At 53.3% G+C, this 16879-nt stretch carries 16 protein-coding genes; 4 read left to right on the plus strand and 12 right to left on the minus strand.

The features are described 5' to 3' along the window. Window positions 1-89 precede the first annotated feature (89 nt). From recJ to xerD, 3 genes are read right to left on the minus strand one after another with little or no spacing between them, the layout of a single operon-like run. The gene (gene recJ, locus ACHHZ7_RS05715) at window positions 90-1823 is read right to left on the minus strand and encodes a single-stranded-DNA-specific exonuclease RecJ (protein WP_048215591.1); all 1734 of its coding nucleotides are present in this window, start codon (window positions 1821-1823) and stop codon (window positions 90-92) included. Between the two features lie 5 nt (window positions 1824-1828). Beyond that, a complete protein-coding gene (gene dsbC / locus ACHHZ7_RS05720; protein WP_060683280.1) occupies window positions 1829-2539 on the minus strand; it encodes a bifunctional protein-disulfide isomerase/oxidoreductase DsbC in 711 nt (236 codons plus the stop codon). A gap of 23 nt (window positions 2540-2562) precedes the next feature. After that, window positions 2563-3459, minus strand: a complete 897-nt coding sequence (gene xerD / locus ACHHZ7_RS05725) for a site-specific tyrosine recombinase XerD (RefSeq protein WP_003825519.1) — start codon at window positions 3457-3459, stop codon at window positions 2563-2565. A 113-nt stretch (window positions 3460-3572) separates the two neighbouring features. On the opposite strand from xerD, the gene fldB reads away from it, so the two are divergent. Beyond that, on the plus strand, window positions 3573-4094 hold the full coding sequence (gene fldB, locus ACHHZ7_RS05730) for a flavodoxin FldB (RefSeq protein WP_003026933.1): 522 nt from the start codon (window positions 3573-3575) through the stop codon (window positions 4092-4094). A gap of 101 nt (window positions 4095-4195) precedes the next feature. Here fldB and ACHHZ7_RS05735 read toward each other — a convergent pair whose 3' ends face one another. Both ACHHZ7_RS05735 and sdhE read right to left on the minus strand, forming a co-directional pair. Beyond that, the gene (locus tag ACHHZ7_RS05735; protein ID WP_003825515.1) at window positions 4196-4603 is read right to left on the minus strand and encodes a protein YgfX; all 408 of its coding nucleotides are present in this window, start codon (window positions 4601-4603) and stop codon (window positions 4196-4198) included. Beyond that, window positions 4584-4850 (minus strand): FAD assembly factor SdhE, encoded by a 267-nt coding sequence (gene sdhE, locus ACHHZ7_RS05740; RefSeq protein WP_003825514.1) that lies wholly within the window; start codon window positions 4848-4850, stop codon window positions 4584-4586. Before sdhE ends, ACHHZ7_RS05735 begins: the two co-directional genes overlap by 20 nt. A 257-nt stretch (window positions 4851-5107) precedes the next feature. On the opposite strand from sdhE, the gene ygfZ reads away from it, so the two are divergent. After that, complete coding sequence (ygfZ, locus tag ACHHZ7_RS05745; RefSeq protein ID WP_060683278.1) at window positions 5108-6091, plus strand: tRNA-modifying protein YgfZ; 984 nt, start codon at window positions 5108-5110, stop codon at window positions 6089-6091. A gap of 131 nt (window positions 6092-6222) precedes the next feature. Here the strand turns inward: ygfZ and ACHHZ7_RS05750 are convergent, their stop codons facing one another. Together ACHHZ7_RS05750 and yqfB are read right to left on the minus strand one after the other, a co-directional pair. Continuing rightward, window positions 6223-6885 (minus strand): hemolysin III family protein, encoded by a 663-nt coding sequence (locus ACHHZ7_RS05750; protein WP_060683277.1) that lies wholly within the window; start codon window positions 6883-6885, stop codon window positions 6223-6225. A 163-nt stretch (window positions 6886-7048) separates the two neighbouring features. Beyond that, complete coding sequence (gene yqfB, locus ACHHZ7_RS05755) at window positions 7049-7360, minus strand: N(4)-acetylcytidine aminohydrolase (protein WP_048225466.1); 312 nt, start codon at window positions 7358-7360, stop codon at window positions 7049-7051. 52 nt (window positions 7361-7412) lie between these two features. Between yqfB and ACHHZ7_RS05760 the strand changes: the two genes are divergently transcribed. Further along, window positions 7413-8141, plus strand: coding sequence for a MurR/RpiR family transcriptional regulator (locus tag ACHHZ7_RS05760; protein WP_008785744.1), 729 nt, complete (start codon window positions 7413-7415; stop codon window positions 8139-8141). 120 nt (window positions 8142-8261) lie between these two features. Next, the gene (bglA, locus tag ACHHZ7_RS05765; protein WP_060683276.1) at window positions 8262-9695 is read left to right on the plus strand and encodes a 6-phospho-beta-glucosidase BglA; all 1434 of its coding nucleotides are present in this window, start codon (window positions 8262-8264) and stop codon (window positions 9693-9695) included. Between the two features lie 93 nt (window positions 9696-9788). Here bglA and ACHHZ7_RS05770 read toward each other — a convergent pair whose 3' ends face one another. From ACHHZ7_RS05770 to ubiI, 5 genes are all read right to left on the minus strand, one after another. Beyond that, window positions 9789-10532: an SDR family oxidoreductase gene (locus ACHHZ7_RS05770; RefSeq protein ID WP_060683275.1), complete on the minus strand. Its 744-nt coding sequence runs from the start codon at window positions 10530-10532 to the stop codon at window positions 9789-9791. Between the two features lie 77 nt (window positions 10533-10609). Continuing rightward, window positions 10610-13483 (minus strand): aminomethyl-transferring glycine dehydrogenase, encoded by a 2874-nt coding sequence (gene gcvP / locus ACHHZ7_RS05775; RefSeq protein WP_003825499.1) that lies wholly within the window; start codon window positions 13481-13483, stop codon window positions 10610-10612. Between the two features lie 127 nt (window positions 13484-13610). After that, entirely contained in the window at window positions 13611-14000 is a 390-nt protein-coding gene (gene gcvH / locus ACHHZ7_RS05780; RefSeq protein ID WP_060683274.1) for a glycine cleavage system protein GcvH, read from the minus strand. Window positions 14001-14025: 25 nt separating this feature from the next. Beyond that, window positions 14026-15120, minus strand: coding sequence for a glycine cleavage system aminomethyltransferase GcvT (gene gcvT / locus ACHHZ7_RS05785; protein ID WP_048215585.1), 1095 nt, complete (start codon window positions 15118-15120; stop codon window positions 14026-14028). 452 nt (window positions 15121-15572) lie between these two features. Beyond that, window positions 15573-16775, minus strand: a complete 1203-nt coding sequence (ubiI, locus tag ACHHZ7_RS05790) for an FAD-dependent 2-octaprenylphenol hydroxylase (RefSeq protein ID WP_008785748.1) — start codon at window positions 16773-16775, stop codon at window positions 15573-15575. Between the last annotated feature and the right edge of the window lie 104 nt (window positions 16776-16879).

Genomic DNA, 16879 nt, shown 5'->3' on the forward strand with positions numbered 1-16879 from the left:
TCTGATTTCTTTTATTGGACTAGTCAAAATGCGGTGATAAGAGCGGGATTGTAACTAATCCACGCCCTTTTTTATAGCGATTAGTGACGCTAAAGTGGCCAGATATTGTCGATTATAATCTGCAAACTACGGTTGCCGCGAAACTCATTAATATCCAGTTTGTAGGCAAGCTGAACTTCGCGCACGCCGTTGTCCGGCCAGCAGGTGGTATCGATGTTAAACGCAATGCCGTCCAGCAGCGGACCACCGCCTACGGGCTCGACCATTACCTTCAGATGACGCTCACCGACCAGACGCTGCTGGAGCAAACGGAAATGCCCGTCAAACAGCGGTTCCGGGAACATTTGTCCCCACGGTCCGGCATCGCGTAGCATTTGTGCGACCTCCATGGTCATCTCCGCTGCGCTCAGTGGGCCATCCGACACCACTTCACCTTGCAGTAAGGCGGGATCCAGCCACTCGGTAACCAGTTCGCCAAAACGCTGCTGGAAACGCTCAAACTGCGCCTCTTCAAGCGATAACCCCGCCGCCATGGCGTGACCGCCAAACTTGATGATCATGCCCGGATGAAGGGTGTCCAGGCGCTCCAGCGCATCACGCATGTGCAGCCCCTGAATCGAACGCCCGGAGCCTTTGAGAGTACCATCACCTGCCGGGGCAAACGCTATCACCGGACGGTGGAATCGCTCTTTAATGCGCGATGCCAGAATCCCCACAACGCCCTGATGCCACTCGGGATGATACATTGCCAGGCCGCCCGGAAGCGTATCGCTACTGCGTTCCAGCTTTTCACACAGGGTAAGCGCTTCGGCCTGCATACCCTGCTCAATCTCTTTGCGCGTCTGGTTGAGTGCGTCCAGCTCATTGGCCAGCACGCGCGCTTCACCAATGTTGTCGCACAGCAACAGCGCTACGCCAACGGACATATCGTCCAGACGCCCCGCCGCATTCAGCCGTGGCCCGAGGGCAAAACCTAAATCACTGGCTGCCAGCTTTAGGGGGTCGCGATTGGAAATCTCCAGCAGTGCTTTGATACCAGGGCGGCATTTTCCAGCACGGATACGGCTTAAGCCTTGCCACGTCAGAATGCGGTTATTGGCATCCAGCGGTACCACGTCCGCCACCGTGCCAAGCGCAACCAGATCGAGCAAATCCGCCAGGTTCGGCGGTGCAATGCCTCGCTCATCAAACCAGCCTTTGTCACGCAGGAAAGTGCGCAGCGCCAGCATCAGATAGAAGGCTACACCAACGCCTGCCAGCGATTTCGACGGGAACTCACAGTCGTGCAGGTTAGGATTGATGATCGCCTCCGCGCCCGGCAGCGTATCCCCTGGCAGGTGGTGATCGGTCACAACGACCGGGATCCCCAACGTTCTGGCATGTTCGACACCCGCGTGAGACGAGATGCCGTTGTCTACGGTGACAATCAGCTGAGCACCACGGGCATGGGCCTGATCAACGACTTCCGGGCTTAAACCATAACCGTCCTCAAAACGATTTGGCACCAGGTAGTCAACGTTACTGCAGCCCAACGCGCGCATCGCCAGGATGCTTAGCGCCGTGCTGGTCGCGCCATCGGCATCGAAATCGCCAACAACGATGATGCGAGTTCCCGCACGAAAGGCGTTGTAGAGGATCTCAACCGCCTTTTCGACACCGTTTAAATGCTGCCACGGCAGCATTCCTTTGACGCTACGCTCGAGCTCCTGCGCGCTACGTACACCGCGACTGGCGTATAAACGACGCAACAATGGCGGCAAGTCATCAGGCAGCTCGGCTGTCTCGTCGGCTTCACGCCGACGAAGTTGTATCTGTTGTTTCACGCGAATTATTTACCGCTGGTCTGTTTTGCATGTGCGTCGAGGAATTCTTTCATCTCTTTCGGGCCCTGATAACCAGGTACGACATAGCCATTGCTCAGCACAATCGCCGGTGTACCGCTGACGCCAAACTGTACGCCCAGCGCATAGTGGTTAGCGATATCCACATCACAGGTCGCCGCTTTCACGCCCTTGCCTGCCATCGCATCATCAAAGGCTTTGTTTTTGTCCTTAGCACACCAGATAGACTTCATGTCCTGCTCAGCCTGGCTGTCCAGCCCCTGACGTGGGAAGGCCAGATAACGAACGGTGATCCCCAACGCATTGTAATCTTTCATCTCTTCATGCAGCTTGTGGCAGTAACCACAAGTGATGTCGGTGAAAACGGTAATGACGTGTTTTTCCTGCGGCGCTTTGTAGATGATCATCTCTTTTTCCAGCGCGTTCAGATGCTTCATCAGCAGTTGGTTGGTGACATTCACCGGACTTGCGCCGCTCACGTCGTACATCGGTCCCTGGATAATATGTTTACCGTCTTCGGTAACGTACAGCACGCCGCTATTGGTCAGTACGGTTTTCATGCCCGCAACCGGAGCAGGTTGAATCTCGGTGCTCTGCACACCCAGCTTTGCTAATGACTGACGAATTGCCGCGTCGTCTGCATGTACCATGCCGGAAAACGCCGTCGCCAGCAGGGTGATCATAAAACGTTTTTTCATAGCCTATCCTATCCTGTCAGCACTCACGCTCGCGGGTGATGCTGTTGATGTAGTTGCCGCAAGCGCTCCGTTGCGACATGAGTATAAATTTGCGTTGTCGAGAGATCGCTATGCCCCAGTAGCATCTGCACCACGCGCAGGTCTGCGCCATGGTTAAGCAGATGCGTGGCAAACGCGTGCCGCAGGACGTGCGGTGATAGCTTTTCGCTGTCGATTCCCGCCAACACAGCATAGTGTTTGATACGATGCCAGAAGGTCTGACGGGTCATCTGTTGCGCCCGCTGACTAGGAAACAGCACATCAATCGATACGCCGTTGAGCAACCATGGACGCCCATGCTCCAGGTATGTTTCCAGCCAGTACACAGCCTCCTCACCCAACGGGACAAGGCGCTCTTTGTTACCTTTACCGATCACCCGTACCACACCCTGACGCAGGCTGACGTCACTCATCGTCAGTCCTACCAGTTCAGACACGCGCAGGCCTGTTGCATACAGCACTTCCAGCATGGCTTTGTCGCGTAGCTCCAGCGGTTGCTCAATAAGCGGCGCTTGTAGCAGCCGCTCAACCTGCGCTTCGCTGAGATCTTTAGGCAGGCGCTGCGGAAGTTTAGGTGATGCAAGCGAGGCGCTGGGGTCATCTTCGCGATATTTTTCGCGGTACAGATGCTGAAAAAAACGTCGCGTCGCACTGAGCAAACGTGCGGAACTGGTGGCTTTATACCCTCCATCCATCCGCTCAGCCAGCAAGGCTTGCAGATCATCACTTTGCGCGGTCGCAAGCGAAGCGCCGCGGTGATGTAACCATTCCACAAGCATGGTCAGATCGCGACGATACGCACTTAATGTGTTTTCCGCCAGATTTCGTTCCAGCCACAGGGCATCAAGAAACTGCTCGATGCGCGCCAGATCCTGTTCCACTCGCGCCCCTTATTCCACTCTCATTTTTGATGCATTATGCCTCATTGTGCCGAGAATGCGGCGATTCTGTTACACTACCCGCAACGCTACAGCAGAATTGAGATGTTTACGTCATGAACATGGGTCTTTTTTACGGTTCCAGCACCTGCTACACCGAAATGGCAGCAGAAAAAATCCGCGATATCCTGGGTCCCGAACTGGTGACACTGCACAACCTCAAAGACGATTCTCCGACCCTAATGGAGCAATATGACGTGCTCATTTTGGGCATCCCAACCTGGGATTTCGGTGAAATTCAGGAGGACTGGGAAGCGGTCTGGGAGCAACTGGACGACCTCAACCTGGAGGGCAAGATTGTCGCGCTTTACGGTATGGGCGATCAGTTGGGATACGGCGAATGGTTCCTGGATGCGTTGGGTATGCTGCACGATAAACTGATCACCAAAGGTGTAAAGTTTGTCGGCTACTGGCCCACAGAAGGCTACGAATTCACCAGCGATAAACCCGTCATTGCTGATGGACAGCTGTTTGTTGGCCTGGCGCTGGATGAGACGAACCAGTACGATCTCAGCGATGAACGCATTCAGGCCTGGTGCGAGCAAATTCTTGGGGAAATGGCCGAGCACTGGTCCTGATAACCGATTTGCCGGATGACGGCGTAAATGCCTTATCCGGCCTGCATGACGCACCTAACTGTTGGCCTTCAAGCTGCGCGCCATCAGGCATGTGTCATGCGTTACCCTTGCTTCGCCTTTTGCAGCATCAACCGCCGTAAATCCCGCCACTCTGCATCATCCATACTGTCTGCTGCCAGCCACAAATGTTGACGTTTTCCGGCATCAGATCGCAAGCGTAGCATCATACCTGTTTTAACCATCCAGGGGGCGCTAACGATAGACCACTCTTGCCCTTGCCAGCGCAGACGGCCATCCATCAATAGCCGAATCTCACCCTGACAGGCGTTGATTCGACGCTGACTGCGAACGCTATCGAACACCACCAGAGAGAGCAAAACCAGCCATAATGGGGTGTAGCTCAATGGCCAGGGCATCAATAAAATAAACACCGCGACCAGCCCATGAATTAGCAGTGAAAGCCACTGCGCGCGCCATGATACGCGTAAATCAGATTGCCACTGGACCACGTTCCCGATTCCGTGTCTGGATAAGTCGCACCATCTGTTCCAGCTGCTCATCAGCTGGTTTCCCATGATTCATCAACCAGTTAAATAAATCTGGATCATCACATTCTAGCAGACGGATAAAGATACGTTTTTCTTCGTCACTTAAGCTGTCATATTCATGTTCGAAAAACGGCATGATCGAGATGTCCAGCTCGCGCATACCGCGGCGGCATGCCCAATGAATACGTGCTTTGTTGTTAATATCCATGTTCTTCTCCCTGTCTCGCGAAAACGAAGTATCCCGCTATTGTAACGTGTTTTTCCCGCTCTTTTTACGGGAATATCAGTAAACTGAAGCTCGCTCGCTAAATAAAACCTTATTAAGCCAAAGGATTCACCAATTTTAGATGTCTCCTCGCAAAGCACAATATATGGCACAAATAGCCTGTTTAAACCGCTTGCAATGGGCCATAGCTCTTTTACCATTAGTCATCATCACTGCGTTAAGCAAATCAGGACATTATTATGGCTTTTACATCTTTTCCTCCTCGCCAGCCTTTTGCGTCAACGCGTTTACCTCTGACGCTAATGACGCTCGATGACTGGGCGCTCGCCACCATCACCGGTGTCGACAGTGAGAAGTATATTCAGGGTCAGGTCACGGCGGATGTCAGCCAGATGACCGAGCATCAGCACCTGTTGGCTGCACATTGTGACGCCAAAGGTAAAATGTGGAGCAACCTGCTTCTGTTCCGCCGGGGTGACGGTTTTGCATGGCTTGAGCGCCGTAGCCTGCGTGATGCGCAGCTCACTGAGCTGAAAAAATACGCGGTCTTCTCGAAGGTGGCGATCGCCCCAGACGACGAGCGCGTCCTGTTGGGCGTAGCGGGATTCCAGGCACGTGCAGCGCTGGCCAATCTCTTTAGCGAATTACCGAACAGTGATAAGCAGGTCATTACCGAAGGTGCCTCCACGGTATTGTGGTTCGAACACCCTGCCGAACGTTTTCTGCTGATCGTTGATGCTACCACAGCAGAAACCTTGGTTGAAAAGCTGCGTGGCGAAGCAGAGTTAAATAACAGCCAGCAGTGGCTGGCGCTGGATATCGAAGCGGGTATCCCCGTTATTGATACAGCCAACAGTGCACAGTTTATTCCACAGGCTACCAATCTGCAGGCTCTGGGCGGGATCAGCTTTAAAAAAGGCTGCTATACCGGTCAGGAAATGGTGGCTCGTGCAAAATTCCGCGGAGCCAACAAGCGCGCCATGTGGACTCTGGCAGGTGCCGCCAGTCGGGTACCGGAAGCGGGCGAAGATCTTGAATTAAAAATGGGCGAGAACTGGCGCCGTACTGGTACCGTACTTGCTGCAGTACAACTGGCCGATGGTCAGGTACTGGTGCAGGTTGTGATGAATAACGACATGGAGGCCGACAGCGTGTTCCGCGTCCGTGACGACGCAAAAACGCTGCGTATCGTACCGCTGCCATATTCGTTAGACGAAGAGTAATTGGTAGGCCTGATAAGCGCAGCGCCATTAGGCAATTCGGCACAGGCCGCCGGATTGCGGCATTGCCTCGTCCGGCCAACAAAATACAGCCCGGGCGAGGCGTTTACGCCGCCCCCGGGGTTGCACTGAATCTATGCGTGTTGCCCCACGTACAGATAGATCGCCAGGAAGTGGCAAACGCTGCCGCCCAGCACAAAGCCGTGCCAGATCGCATGGTTATAAGGAATACGCTTACAGACGTAGAAAATTACGCCCAGCGAATACACTACACCGCCAACAGCCAGCAACGTCACGCCTCCCGTCGCCAACTTCACCGCCAGTTGATACACCACAATCAGCGAAAGCCAGCCCATTGTCAGGTAAGTCACCAGCGACAGAATTTTAAACCGGTGTGCGATGGTCAGTTTGAATAAAATACCGATCAGCGCCAGGCTCCAGATAACAATCATAAGTCCACGTGCCAGCGGCGAATCAAGCCCCACCAGCAGAAATGGCGTGTAGGTCCCGGCAATCAGCAGATAAATCGCACAGTGGTCGAACTTTTTCAGCCAGACTTTCGCTCTCTGATGGGGGATCGCGTGATACAAGGTTGAGGCGAGGAACAGCAGGATCATGCTGCCGCCGTACAGGCTATAGCTGGTAATCGCCATAGCGCTGGCATTGGTATCCACTGCCTGAACCAGCAACAACACCAGTCCGACAATCCCAAACACCAGCCCGATACCGTGACTGATGCTGTTGGCTATTTCCTCTGCCAGCGAATATCCCTGCGCGATTAATGGCTTCTGAACCATAACTTACTCCCGAGAAACGAACACTATCGTGATTGCTCCTCTAGCGTAACTGAGAATGGTTCCAGTGAACATCTGTTAGCTAAAATAATTATCAGATAAATATTTGTCATTAAAAATCATGCTGTTAGATTTTGAATTTCAGCTAACATGCGTACCATTAAAATCAAAGGCATTTAAAATCAATCACATAAAATTGCGTCTGATCCGGGTAAATCTCGGCAATGACATGTTTAAGTTCTTCAAGCGTCATATTTTCCTGCTGGGCATGTTTATCCGTCAGCGTATCCAGCGTGACGGTTGAGGTGCCAACAACCTCAATCGTGCAGAAGTAACCGTCATCTTCGAAGCGCCCAACCCGTAAAATGTCCCCGGCTTTGAAGTGTGATTCAGACTCGTCACGAATAGTGATGGTCTTGCGTCCGGCCAGAATGTCATCCTGGAAACGCTGAAAAAAAGTGATGTCATTTGGCTGCATGTTATTATTCCCTGTAGATGAAGTCTGATGAGTGAGTTTTGCCATTGTGAGTATGTTCTCCCACGCTGCCATCGCCAGTCTCAACAATCTTGAGATGCTGGTCTACAACTATGTCATCAAAAACCGTGACAAAGTCATGTACATGACCATTCGAGAACTGGCCGATGCCGTGGGTGTTTCCACTACCACCGTACTGCGCTTTTGCCGCAAGCTTAAGTGTGAAGGTTACTCAGAATTTCGCGTGCGCTTCAAATTATATTTAGAGCAGAATGAACCGCAACAGGCTAATTTCGGTGCCAGCGAAATTATCAGCTTCTTTAAAGGCGTTAATAATGATGAGTTCGATAACCTGCTCGATCAGGCTGTTGATATTATATTATCTTCCGAACGCATTATATTCGTCGGAGCGGGAACATCCGGAGCCTTAGCCAAATATGGCGCACGTTTTTTCTCAAACGTTGGAAAATTCAGTAATCACATTGATGATCCTTATTTCCCGGTAACGAATGACATGGCCAGAAACGCGCTGGCGATCGTGCTTTCCGTTTCCGGTGAAACAGAAGAGATCCTGCGTTTTGCCAGCCAGTTCAGCCTGCATAACTGTAAGGTCCTGTCAGTCACCAGTCATGAACATTCGCGGCTGGCCAAATTGGCTGACTTTAATCTCTCCTGGCACGTTCCACAGACGCGCATTGCCGGGGTATACGATATAACCACACAGATCCCTGTTATTTATATTCTGGAGTCACTCGGCCGCAAGCTGGCGAAAAGAATAGCGTAAAAAAACAATCTGTTTTTTGGATGTAACAAATCACATTAGCGCTATTTTGTTATATCGTGACATTTATCTTTCCTTTGTTAGACTCAAAATCAGATTGTATTAATTTGAGACTGAGCGCAGATGAAAAAACTTACCTTACCAAAAGATTTTTTATGGGGCGGCGCGGTTGCGGCGCACCAGGTTGAAGGCGGCTGGAACAAAAGTGGCAAAGGCCCCAGTATTTGCGATGTACTGACCGGTGGTGCGCACGGCGTTCCGCGAGAAATCACTCAGGAAGTTGTGCCCGGTAAGTACTACCCCAACCACGAAGCCGTCGATTTTTACGGTCATTACAAAGAAGACATTAAGCTGTTTGCTGAGATGGGCTTCAAATGCTTCCGTACCTCAATCGCCTGGACGCGTATCTTCCCCAAAGGGGATGAAAGCCAGCCGAATGAAGAAGGGCTAAAGTTCTACGACGACATGTTCGATGAACTGCTGAAGTACAACATCGAACCGGTCATCACCCTTTCCCACTTTGAAATGCCGCTGCACCTGGTTCAACAATACGGTAGCTGGACCAATCGTAAAGTCGTCGATTTCTTTGTCCGATTTGCTGAAGTCGTTTTTGAGCGCTACAAGCACAAGGTCAAATACTGGATGACCTTTAACGAGATCAACAACCAGCGCAACTGGCGCGCACCGCTGTTTGGTTATTGCTGCTCCGGCGTGGTGTATACCGAGCATGAAAACCCGGAAGAAACCATGTACCAGGTGCTGCATCACCAGTTCGTGGCCAGCGCTCTGGCAGTGAAAGCCGCACGCCGCATCAACCCGGAAATGAAAGTCGGCTGCATGCTGGCGATGGTGCCGCTGTACCCGTTCTCCTGTAAGCCTGAAGATGTGATGTTCGCGCAGGAATCGATGCGTGAGCGCTACGTTTTCACCGACGTTCAACTGCGCGGCTACTATCCATCATATGTACTGAACGAGTGGGAACGCCGCGAATTCAACATCCGAATGGAAGCCGGAGATGAGCAAATCCTGCGTGAAGGCACCTGTGACTATCTCGGATTCAGTTACTACATGACCAACGCGGTAAAAGCGGAAGGCGGCAGCGGCGATGCCATTTCTGGTTTTGAGGGCAGCGTACCGAACCCGCACGTAAAAGCGTCCGACTGGGGCTGGCAGATTGATCCGGTCGGTCTGCGTTACGCCTTATGTGAACTGTATGAGCGCTATCAGAAACCGCTATTTATCGTAGAAAACGGATTTGGTGCCTACGACAAAGTGGAAGAAGACGGCAGCATCAACGACGACTATCGCATCGACTATTTGCGCGCCCACGTTGAAGAGATGATGAAAGCGGTAACCTATGATGGCGTAGACCTGATGGGCTACACGCCGTGGGGCTGCATCGACTGTGTCTCGTTCACCACCGGTCAGTACAGCAAACGTTACGGCTTTATCTACGTGAACAAACACGACGACGGCACCGGCGATATGTCGCGTTCACGCAAGAAAAGTTTTAACTGGTACAAAGAGGTGATTGCCAGCAACGGCGAGAAACTTTGATTTTTTGCCGGATGGCGGCGTATACGCCTTATCCAGCCTACAGATTAAATTCCCGTAGGCCGGATAAGCATAGCGCCATCCGGCGATTAAATCCTACTTCCCGCCAGCCAGTTCCAGAAAACTGCCCGTTACGTACGACGCCTTCTCGCTCAGCAGCCAGGTAATCGCCTGCGCGACCTCCTCCGGTTGTCCTCCGCGCTGCATAGGCAACATCGATTTCACGCGATCGACCCTTCCCGGCTCGCCGCCTGAAGCGTGCATTTCAGTGTAGATAAGACCAGGTCGCACGCAGTTTACGCGGATCCCTTGCGCTGCAACCTCCAGCGCAAGGCCGGTGGTGAGCGTGTCCACAGCGCCTTTTGAGGCCGCGTAATCAACATATTCGAATGGCGCACCAAGCCGCGATGCCGCCGAAGAGACATTCACAATCGCCCCGCCTTGCCCTCCGTGTTTGAACGACATCCGCTTTACCGCTTCCCGACAACACAAAAAATAGCCGGTAACATTGGTCGCCAGCACGCGGTTAATTCTTTCGGCGGTTAGGCTTTCCACCGTGCTCTGTTCAAACAAAATCCCGGCATTATTCACTAACGCAGTCAGTGGTTCACCTTCGCGGTCAATAGATTCAAACATTGCCACAACCTGGCTTTCATCGCTGATATCAGCCCCTAGAGCAAACGCCTTTCCCCCGACAGCGACAATAGTATTCACCACCTCCGTTGCCGCACGGATATTGTGATGAAAGTTAACCGCAACCGTGTAACCCTCTTGCGCTAACTGCAGCGCGGTTGCCCGCCCGATGCCGCGACTGCCGCCAGTAACCAGTGCGATTCCCATGGATACCTCCAGATATGAAAAAGCCGGGAGGCGACTTCGCCTTACCCGGCCTACAAAAGCTTTACTGCGCGGAAAAGTTACTGATATTCGCTCATCGGCACGCAGGAGCAGAACAGGTTACGGTCACCGTAAACATCATCAAGGCGTTTCACGGTCGGCCAGTATTTGTTCGCCACACCAGCCGGGAAGACGGCGATTTCGCGGCTATAACCGTGATTCCACTCCGCGACCAGCTCGTTTTGCGTGTGCGGTGAGTTAACCAGCGGGTTATCTTCCAGTGACCATTCACCGGCTTTCACGCGATCGATTTCAGCGCGGATTGCCAGCATCGCATTGATAAAGCGATCAAGTTCCACTTTGCTTTCAGATTCAGTCGGTTCAACCATCAGGGTACCCGCGACCGGGAATGACATGGTCGGCGCATGGAAACCGTAATCGATCAGACGCTTGGCAATATCCAGTTCGCTGATGCCGGTCTCTTCTTTCAGTGGGCGAATGTCGAGAATGCATTCATGCGCCACGCGACCGTCGCGACCAGTATACAGCACCGGATAAGCATCTTTCAGACGGCTGGCAATGTAGTTAGCGTTAAGGATAGCCACCTGGCTTGCCTGCTTCAGACCTTCTGCACCCATCATACGGATATACATCCAGCTGATTGGCAGAATGGATGCACTACCGAACGGCGCCGCAGAAACTGCGCCCTGACGGGTGAGCATTCCTTCAATCTGCACTACGCTGTGACCCGGTACAAACGGTGCCAGATGTGATTTGACGCCAATCGGTCCCATACCTGGGCCGCCGCCGCCGTGCGGAATGCAGAATGTTTTATGCAGGTTGAGGTGCGAGACATCTGCGCCGATAAAGCCCGGCGTGGTGATCCCAACCTGAGCGTTCATGTTCGCGCCATCGAGGTAAACCTGGCCGCCAAACTGGTGTACAACGTCGCACACTTCACGGATCGTTTCTTCATACACGCCGTGAGTAGACGGATAGGTCACCATGATGCAGGAGAGATTCGCAGCATGTTGTTCTGCTTTTGCTCGCAGATCGTCCAGGTCGATGTTGCCGTTCTTATCACACGCGACAACCACAACCTGCATCCCCGCCATCTGTGCGGATGCTGGGTTGGTACCGTGGGCAGAAGCCGGGATCAGACAGATATCGCGGTGGCCTTCGTTACGGCTTTCGTGATAGTGACGAATCGCCAGCAGACCCGCATATTCGCCCTGCGCGCCGGAGTTCGGCTGCATGCAGACGGCGTCATAACCGGTCAGTTTTACCAGCCACTCGGAAAGCTGGCCGATCATCTGGTGATAACCTTCTGCCTGCTCTGGCGGGCAGAACGGGTGAAGTTCAGCGAATTCCGGCCAGGTGATAGGGATCATCTCGGCGGCAGCGTTCAGCTTCATGGTGCAAGAACCCAGCGGGATCATTGCCTGGTTCAGCGCCAGATCTTTGCGCTCCAGCGAGTGCATGTAGCGCATCATCTCGGTTTCGCTGTGATAGCGATTAAACACCGGATGGCTGAGGATCGCATCGTCACGCAGCATGCTGTCCTGAATGGAACGGCTGTCGAGCGCCACATCTTTATCCAGCGTATCGATATTCAAACCGTGGCTGTCGCCCAGCAGAACATTGAACAACTGCACCACGTTTTCACGGGTGGTGGTTTCATCGAGCGTAATACCTACCGCGTTATGGATATCGCTACGCAGGTTGATTTCTGCCGCTTCGGCACGCGCCAGAACAGCCGCTTTGTCGGCCACTTCAACACACAGAGTGTCGAAGTAGTGCGCATGGCGCAGCTTCAGCCCTTTCTGCTGCAGACCGGCCGCCAGAATATCAGTCAGGCGGTGGATGCGATTAGCGATACGTTTCAGGCCAACCGGACCATGATAAACGGCATACAGGCTGGCGATGTTGGCCAGCAGAACCTGCGAGGTACAAATGTTGGAGTTCGCTTTCTCACGGCGGATATGCTGCTCGCGAGTCTGCATCGCCATGCGCAGTGCGGTATTGCCCGCCGCATCTTTCGATACGCCGATAATACGGCCTGGCATGGAGCGTTTGAATTCGTCTTTAGCGGCGAAGAATGCCGCGTGTGGGCCGCCGTAACCCATCGGTACGCCGAAGCGTTGCGCAGAGCCGAAAACAATATCCGCGCCCTGTTTGCCCGGTGCAGTCAGCAGTACCAGCGCCATAAAGTCGGCAGCGACACTGACCACAACTTTACGGGATTTCAGCTCGGCAATCAGTTTGCTGTAGTCGTGCACTTCACCGGTGGTGCCAACCTGCTGCAACAGCACGCCAAACACATCCTGGTGATCCAGTGCTTTCGCCGCGTCATCAACAATGACGTCAAAGCCAAAGGTTTCTGCACGGGTGCGAACCACGTCCAGCGTTTGCGGGTGAACATCAGCCGCCACAAAGAAACGGTTGGCATTTTTCAGTTTGCTGACACGTTTGGCCATCGCCATGGCTTCAGCAGCCGCAGTGGCTTCATCCAGCAGAGAAGCGGAAGCCATATCCAGCCCCGTCAGGTCCAGTGTGACCTGTTGGAAGTTCAGAAGAGCTTCCAGTCGTCCCTGGGAGACTTCCGGCTGATACGGCGTATATGCGGTGTACCAGCCTGGGTTTTCCAGCATGTTACGCAGAATAACCGGTGGCAACTGCACGGCGGTGTAGCCCATGCCAATGTAGGACGTGAAGCGCTTGTTACGCCCGGCGATGGCTTTTAATTCAGCCAGCGCAGCGTATTCGGTCGCCGCCTCGCCAACCTGTGGCGGGGTTGCGAGCTGAATGTCTTTCGGCACAATCTGGCCGATCAGCGCGTTTAACGACTCGGCGCCAACCGCATTCAGCATCTCTTGCTGCTGCGCGGCGTCCGGTCCGATGTGGCGTTCAATGAAAGCGCCGCTGTTTTCAAGCTGGCTTAACGTCTGTGTCATGGGCGATGGTTCCTGAAACGTGCAGTGAATCGTGATTGTCTCTAACTCAATTGCCCGGTGGCGCTGACGCTTACCGGGCCTACATAAAACCGTAGGCCGGATAAACGCAGTGCCATCCGGCACAATCTTATTCGTCTTCCAGTAATGCCTCGTACGCAGTGGCATTCAACAGCGATTCAATTTCGCTTTCATCGCTGGCTTTGATTTTGAAAATCCAGCCGCCCGCATACGGTTCGCTGTTGACCAGTTCCGGGGAGTCGCTGAGCGCATCGTTAACCGCAACAATCTCACCGCCTACTGGCGCATAGATATCGGATGCCGCTTTTACGGACTCCGCAACGGCGCAATCATCGCCCGCGCTGACGGTGGCGCCAACTTCTGGCAGGTCAACGAAAACCATGTCACCTAACAGCTCCTGAGCGTGTTCGGTGATACCAACGGTGTAAGAGCCGTCAGCTTCTTTGCGCAGCCATTCGTGTTCTTTGCTGTATTTCAGTTCTGCAGGTACGTTGCTCATCAATCAATCTCCAAAAAAGGATGAATTACGCGACGGCTTTGCCGTTACGCACAAAAACAGGTTTAGTCACTTTTACCGGCATTTCACGGTTACGGATCTGTACGATCGCAGTCTCACCGATACCCGCAGGCACGCGCGCCAACGCGATGCTGTAACCCAGGGTTGGGGAGAATGTGCCACTGGTGATAATGCCTTCATGCTGGTTGCCAGAAGCATCGGTGAAACGCACTGGCAGTTCATTACGCAGCACGCCCTTCTCAGTCATCACCAGCCCGACCAGCTGTTCGTGGCCTTTTTCGCGCTGCATTTCCAGTGCTTCACGACCAATAAAGTCGCGGTCGGCAGGTTCCCACGCAATGGTCCAACCCATATTGGCTTCCAGCGGAGAAATCCCTTCGTCCATCTCCTGACCGTACAGGTTCATACCCGCTTCCAGACGCAGGGTGTCGCGCGCGCCGAGACCACAAGGTTTGACACCAGCCTGTACCAGCGCACGCCAGAAATCTGCCGCCTTTTCATTCGGCATGGCAATTTCATAACCTGCTTCGCCGGTATAACCGGTGGTTGCGATAAACAAATCACCTGCCTGAACGCCGAAAAACGGCTTCATGCCTTCAACCGCATGGCGCTGCTCGTCAGTAAACAACGTAGCTGCTTTTTCCTGCGCATTTGGCCCCTGCACCGCAATCAGCGACAGGTCGTCACGAACGGTGATGTCGATGGCGTAAGGTTCAGCGTGTTGGGTAATCCAGGAGAGGTCTTTTTCGCGGGTGGCGGAGTTTACAACGAGGCGGAAGAAATCTTCAGTGAAGTAGTAGACAATCAGGTCATCTATCACGCCGCCCGAAGCGTTGAGCATCCCGGAGTAGAGGGCTTTACCCGTCTTCGTTAGCTTCGCGACGTCGTTTGCCAGCAGATAACGCAAGAACTCCCGGGTGCGGCTACCGCGCAGGTCGACGATGGTCATATGCGACACATCAAACATTCCGGCGTCGGTGCGAACAGCATGGTGTTCATCGAGCTGAGAACCGTAATGCAGTGGCATCATCCAGCCATGGAAATCGACCATGCGCGCGCCACATAGCGTGTGTTGTTCGTACAAAGGAGTCTGTTGAGCCATCTTTTCCTCGTTGAATAAGCGGGGCTACCAACTCTTTCGCGGTGAAATTTTCGCCACGAAACCCAGCACCGCAGCCGCTCCAGGGGCTACGACGCAAACGTTCTCTTTGTCCTGAACTTACCACCGAAACAGACGCTAAACCATAAGTCAAAATTAACCATCACATTAGCTTATGGCGAAAAACAGCCAGATCGACAACAGAATAAAACTCCATACATATAGCAATTAATCAGAACAACAAACAAAGATAAGCGCAAAAATACAGCATCAATCCACATTAAATGTGGAAAAAATGTCAAAAATGGCGTTATGAAAAAAACGTAATATTAGAAAAACTAATGCGAAAAAAGGCGTGGAATTAGATTATTTCAAATGAGAGAAGCACCCCGGCGCGAAGGCCGGGAGAGGAAAGTGTGACGGGTCTCAAACTCTTAAGATTGTCCTTACGGACACTAACGTAACCACTCGGGAAGATCGTTCAGTCCCATCGCCTGACGGATGAGTTGTGGCTTTACGCCCGGGAGGGTATCGGCCAGTTTCAGCCCAATATCGCGTAGCAGTTTTTTCGCCGGATTCTCGCCTGCAAACAGTTCACGGAAACCCTGCATCCCCGCCAGCATCAGCGCTGCGCTGTGCTTACGACTGCGCTCGTAGCGGCGTAAATAGAGATACTGCCCAATATCTTTGCCCTGACGCTGTAGCCGCTTAAGTTCATCGATCAGCTCCGCCGCATCCATAAAGCCAAGGTTAACCCCTTGACCCGCCAGCGGGTGGATGGTATGCGCCGCATCCCCAACCAGCGCCAGACGATGGGCCGCGAACTGGCGAGCATAACGTCCCGTCAGCGGAAACGCCTGACGTTCGCTTTCAAGGCTGCACAGCCCCAGACGATTATCAAAGGCGATATTCAGCGCCTGATTAAACTCGTCAACGCTTGCCTGCTGCATACGTTCTGCTTCCTGCGGCGAGAGCGACCAGACAATAGAACACAGGTGTGGATCGCTGAGTGGCAGGAATGCCAGGATCCCCTCACCATGAAACGCCTGACGCGCAACCGCACCGTGAGCTTCCTGCGTGCGGATAGTCGCCACCAGCGCATGATGACGGTAGTCCCAGAAGGTGAGCGGAATGTCCGCTTTATTGCGCAGCCAGGAATTAGCACCATCGGCACCGACGACCAGACGCGCCGTCAGCATTGCGCCATCTTTGAGGCTCAGAAATGCCTCGTTCTCGCCCCAGGCCACCTGCTGTATTTCAGCTGGCGCCATCAGCGTAATATCCGCTGAACGCTGTGCCTTTTGCCACAACGCATAATGGATTTCTGAGTTTTCAACGATGTGGCCCAAATGGCTGTAACCCATGCTCTGGTCATCAAATTCAATGCGTCCAAAGCTGTCTTTGTCCCAGACTTCCATGCCGTGGTAGCAGCAAGCGCGACGGGCAACAATGTCGGACCAGACGCCAAGACGGGTAAGCAGTTTTTCGCTGGCTGCATTAATGGCCGAAACGCGAAGCTGAGGAGGTGCATCCGCCGCCAACGGCTGCGGAACATGTTGTTCTAATACAGCAACGCGCAACCCACTGCCCTGCAGGCCGCAGGCAACCGCCAGTCCCACCATGCCGCCACCAACAATTGCTACATCAACACTTTGCACTGTTTATACCTCGAAACCTGTAATCCGTAGGCCTGATAAGCGCAGTGCCATCAGGCATTTTTGCGGGGACCCTTGCCGGATGTCGGCGTTGCCTTATCCGGCCT

The organism is Citrobacter freundii complex sp. 2024EL-00216 (assembly GCF_043945515.1).
Taxonomy (GTDB): domain Bacteria; phylum Pseudomonadota; class Gammaproteobacteria; order Enterobacterales; family Enterobacteriaceae; genus Citrobacter; species Citrobacter portucalensis.

Excerpts from the sequence above, each read along its gene's own strand:
- bglA (WP_060683276.1), top strand. The coding sequence starts at position 8,262 with ATGAAAAAACTTACCTTACCAAAAGATTTTTTATGGGGCGGCGCGGTT.
- dsbC (WP_060683280.1), bottom strand. The coding sequence starts at position 2,539 with ATGAAAAAACGTTTTATGATCACCCTGCTGGCGACGGCGTTTTCCGGC.
- yqfB (WP_048225466.1), bottom strand. The coding sequence starts at position 7,360 with ATGCAGCCAAATGACATCACTTTTTTTCAGCGTTTCCAGGATGACATT.
- sdhE (WP_003825514.1), bottom strand. The coding sequence starts at position 4,850 with ATGGATATTAACAACAAAGCACGTATTCATTGGGCATGCCGCCGCGGT.
- fldB (WP_003026933.1), top strand. The coding sequence starts at position 3,573 with ATGAACATGGGTCTTTTTTACGGTTCCAGCACCTGCTACACCGAAATG.
- gcvT (WP_048215585.1), bottom strand. The coding sequence starts at position 15,120 with ATGGCTCAACAGACTCCTTTGTACGAACAACACACGCTATGTGGCGCG.
- ACHHZ7_RS05760 (WP_008785744.1), top strand. The coding sequence starts at position 7,413 with ATGTTCTCCCACGCTGCCATCGCCAGTCTCAACAATCTTGAGATGCTG.
- ygfZ (WP_060683278.1), top strand. The coding sequence starts at position 5,108 with ATGGCTTTTACATCTTTTCCTCCTCGCCAGCCTTTTGCGTCAACGCGT.
- ACHHZ7_RS05750 (WP_060683277.1), bottom strand. The coding sequence starts at position 6,885 with ATGGTTCAGAAGCCATTAATCGCGCAGGGATATTCGCTGGCAGAGGAA.
- gcvH (WP_060683274.1), bottom strand. The coding sequence starts at position 14,000 with ATGAGCAACGTACCTGCAGAACTGAAATACAGCAAAGAACACGAATGG.
- gcvP (WP_003825499.1), bottom strand. The coding sequence starts at position 13,483 with ATGACACAGACGTTAAGCCAGCTTGAAAACAGCGGCGCTTTCATTGAA.
- ACHHZ7_RS05770 (WP_060683275.1), bottom strand. The coding sequence starts at position 10,532 with ATGGGAATCGCACTGGTTACTGGCGGCAGTCGCGGCATCGGGCGGGCA.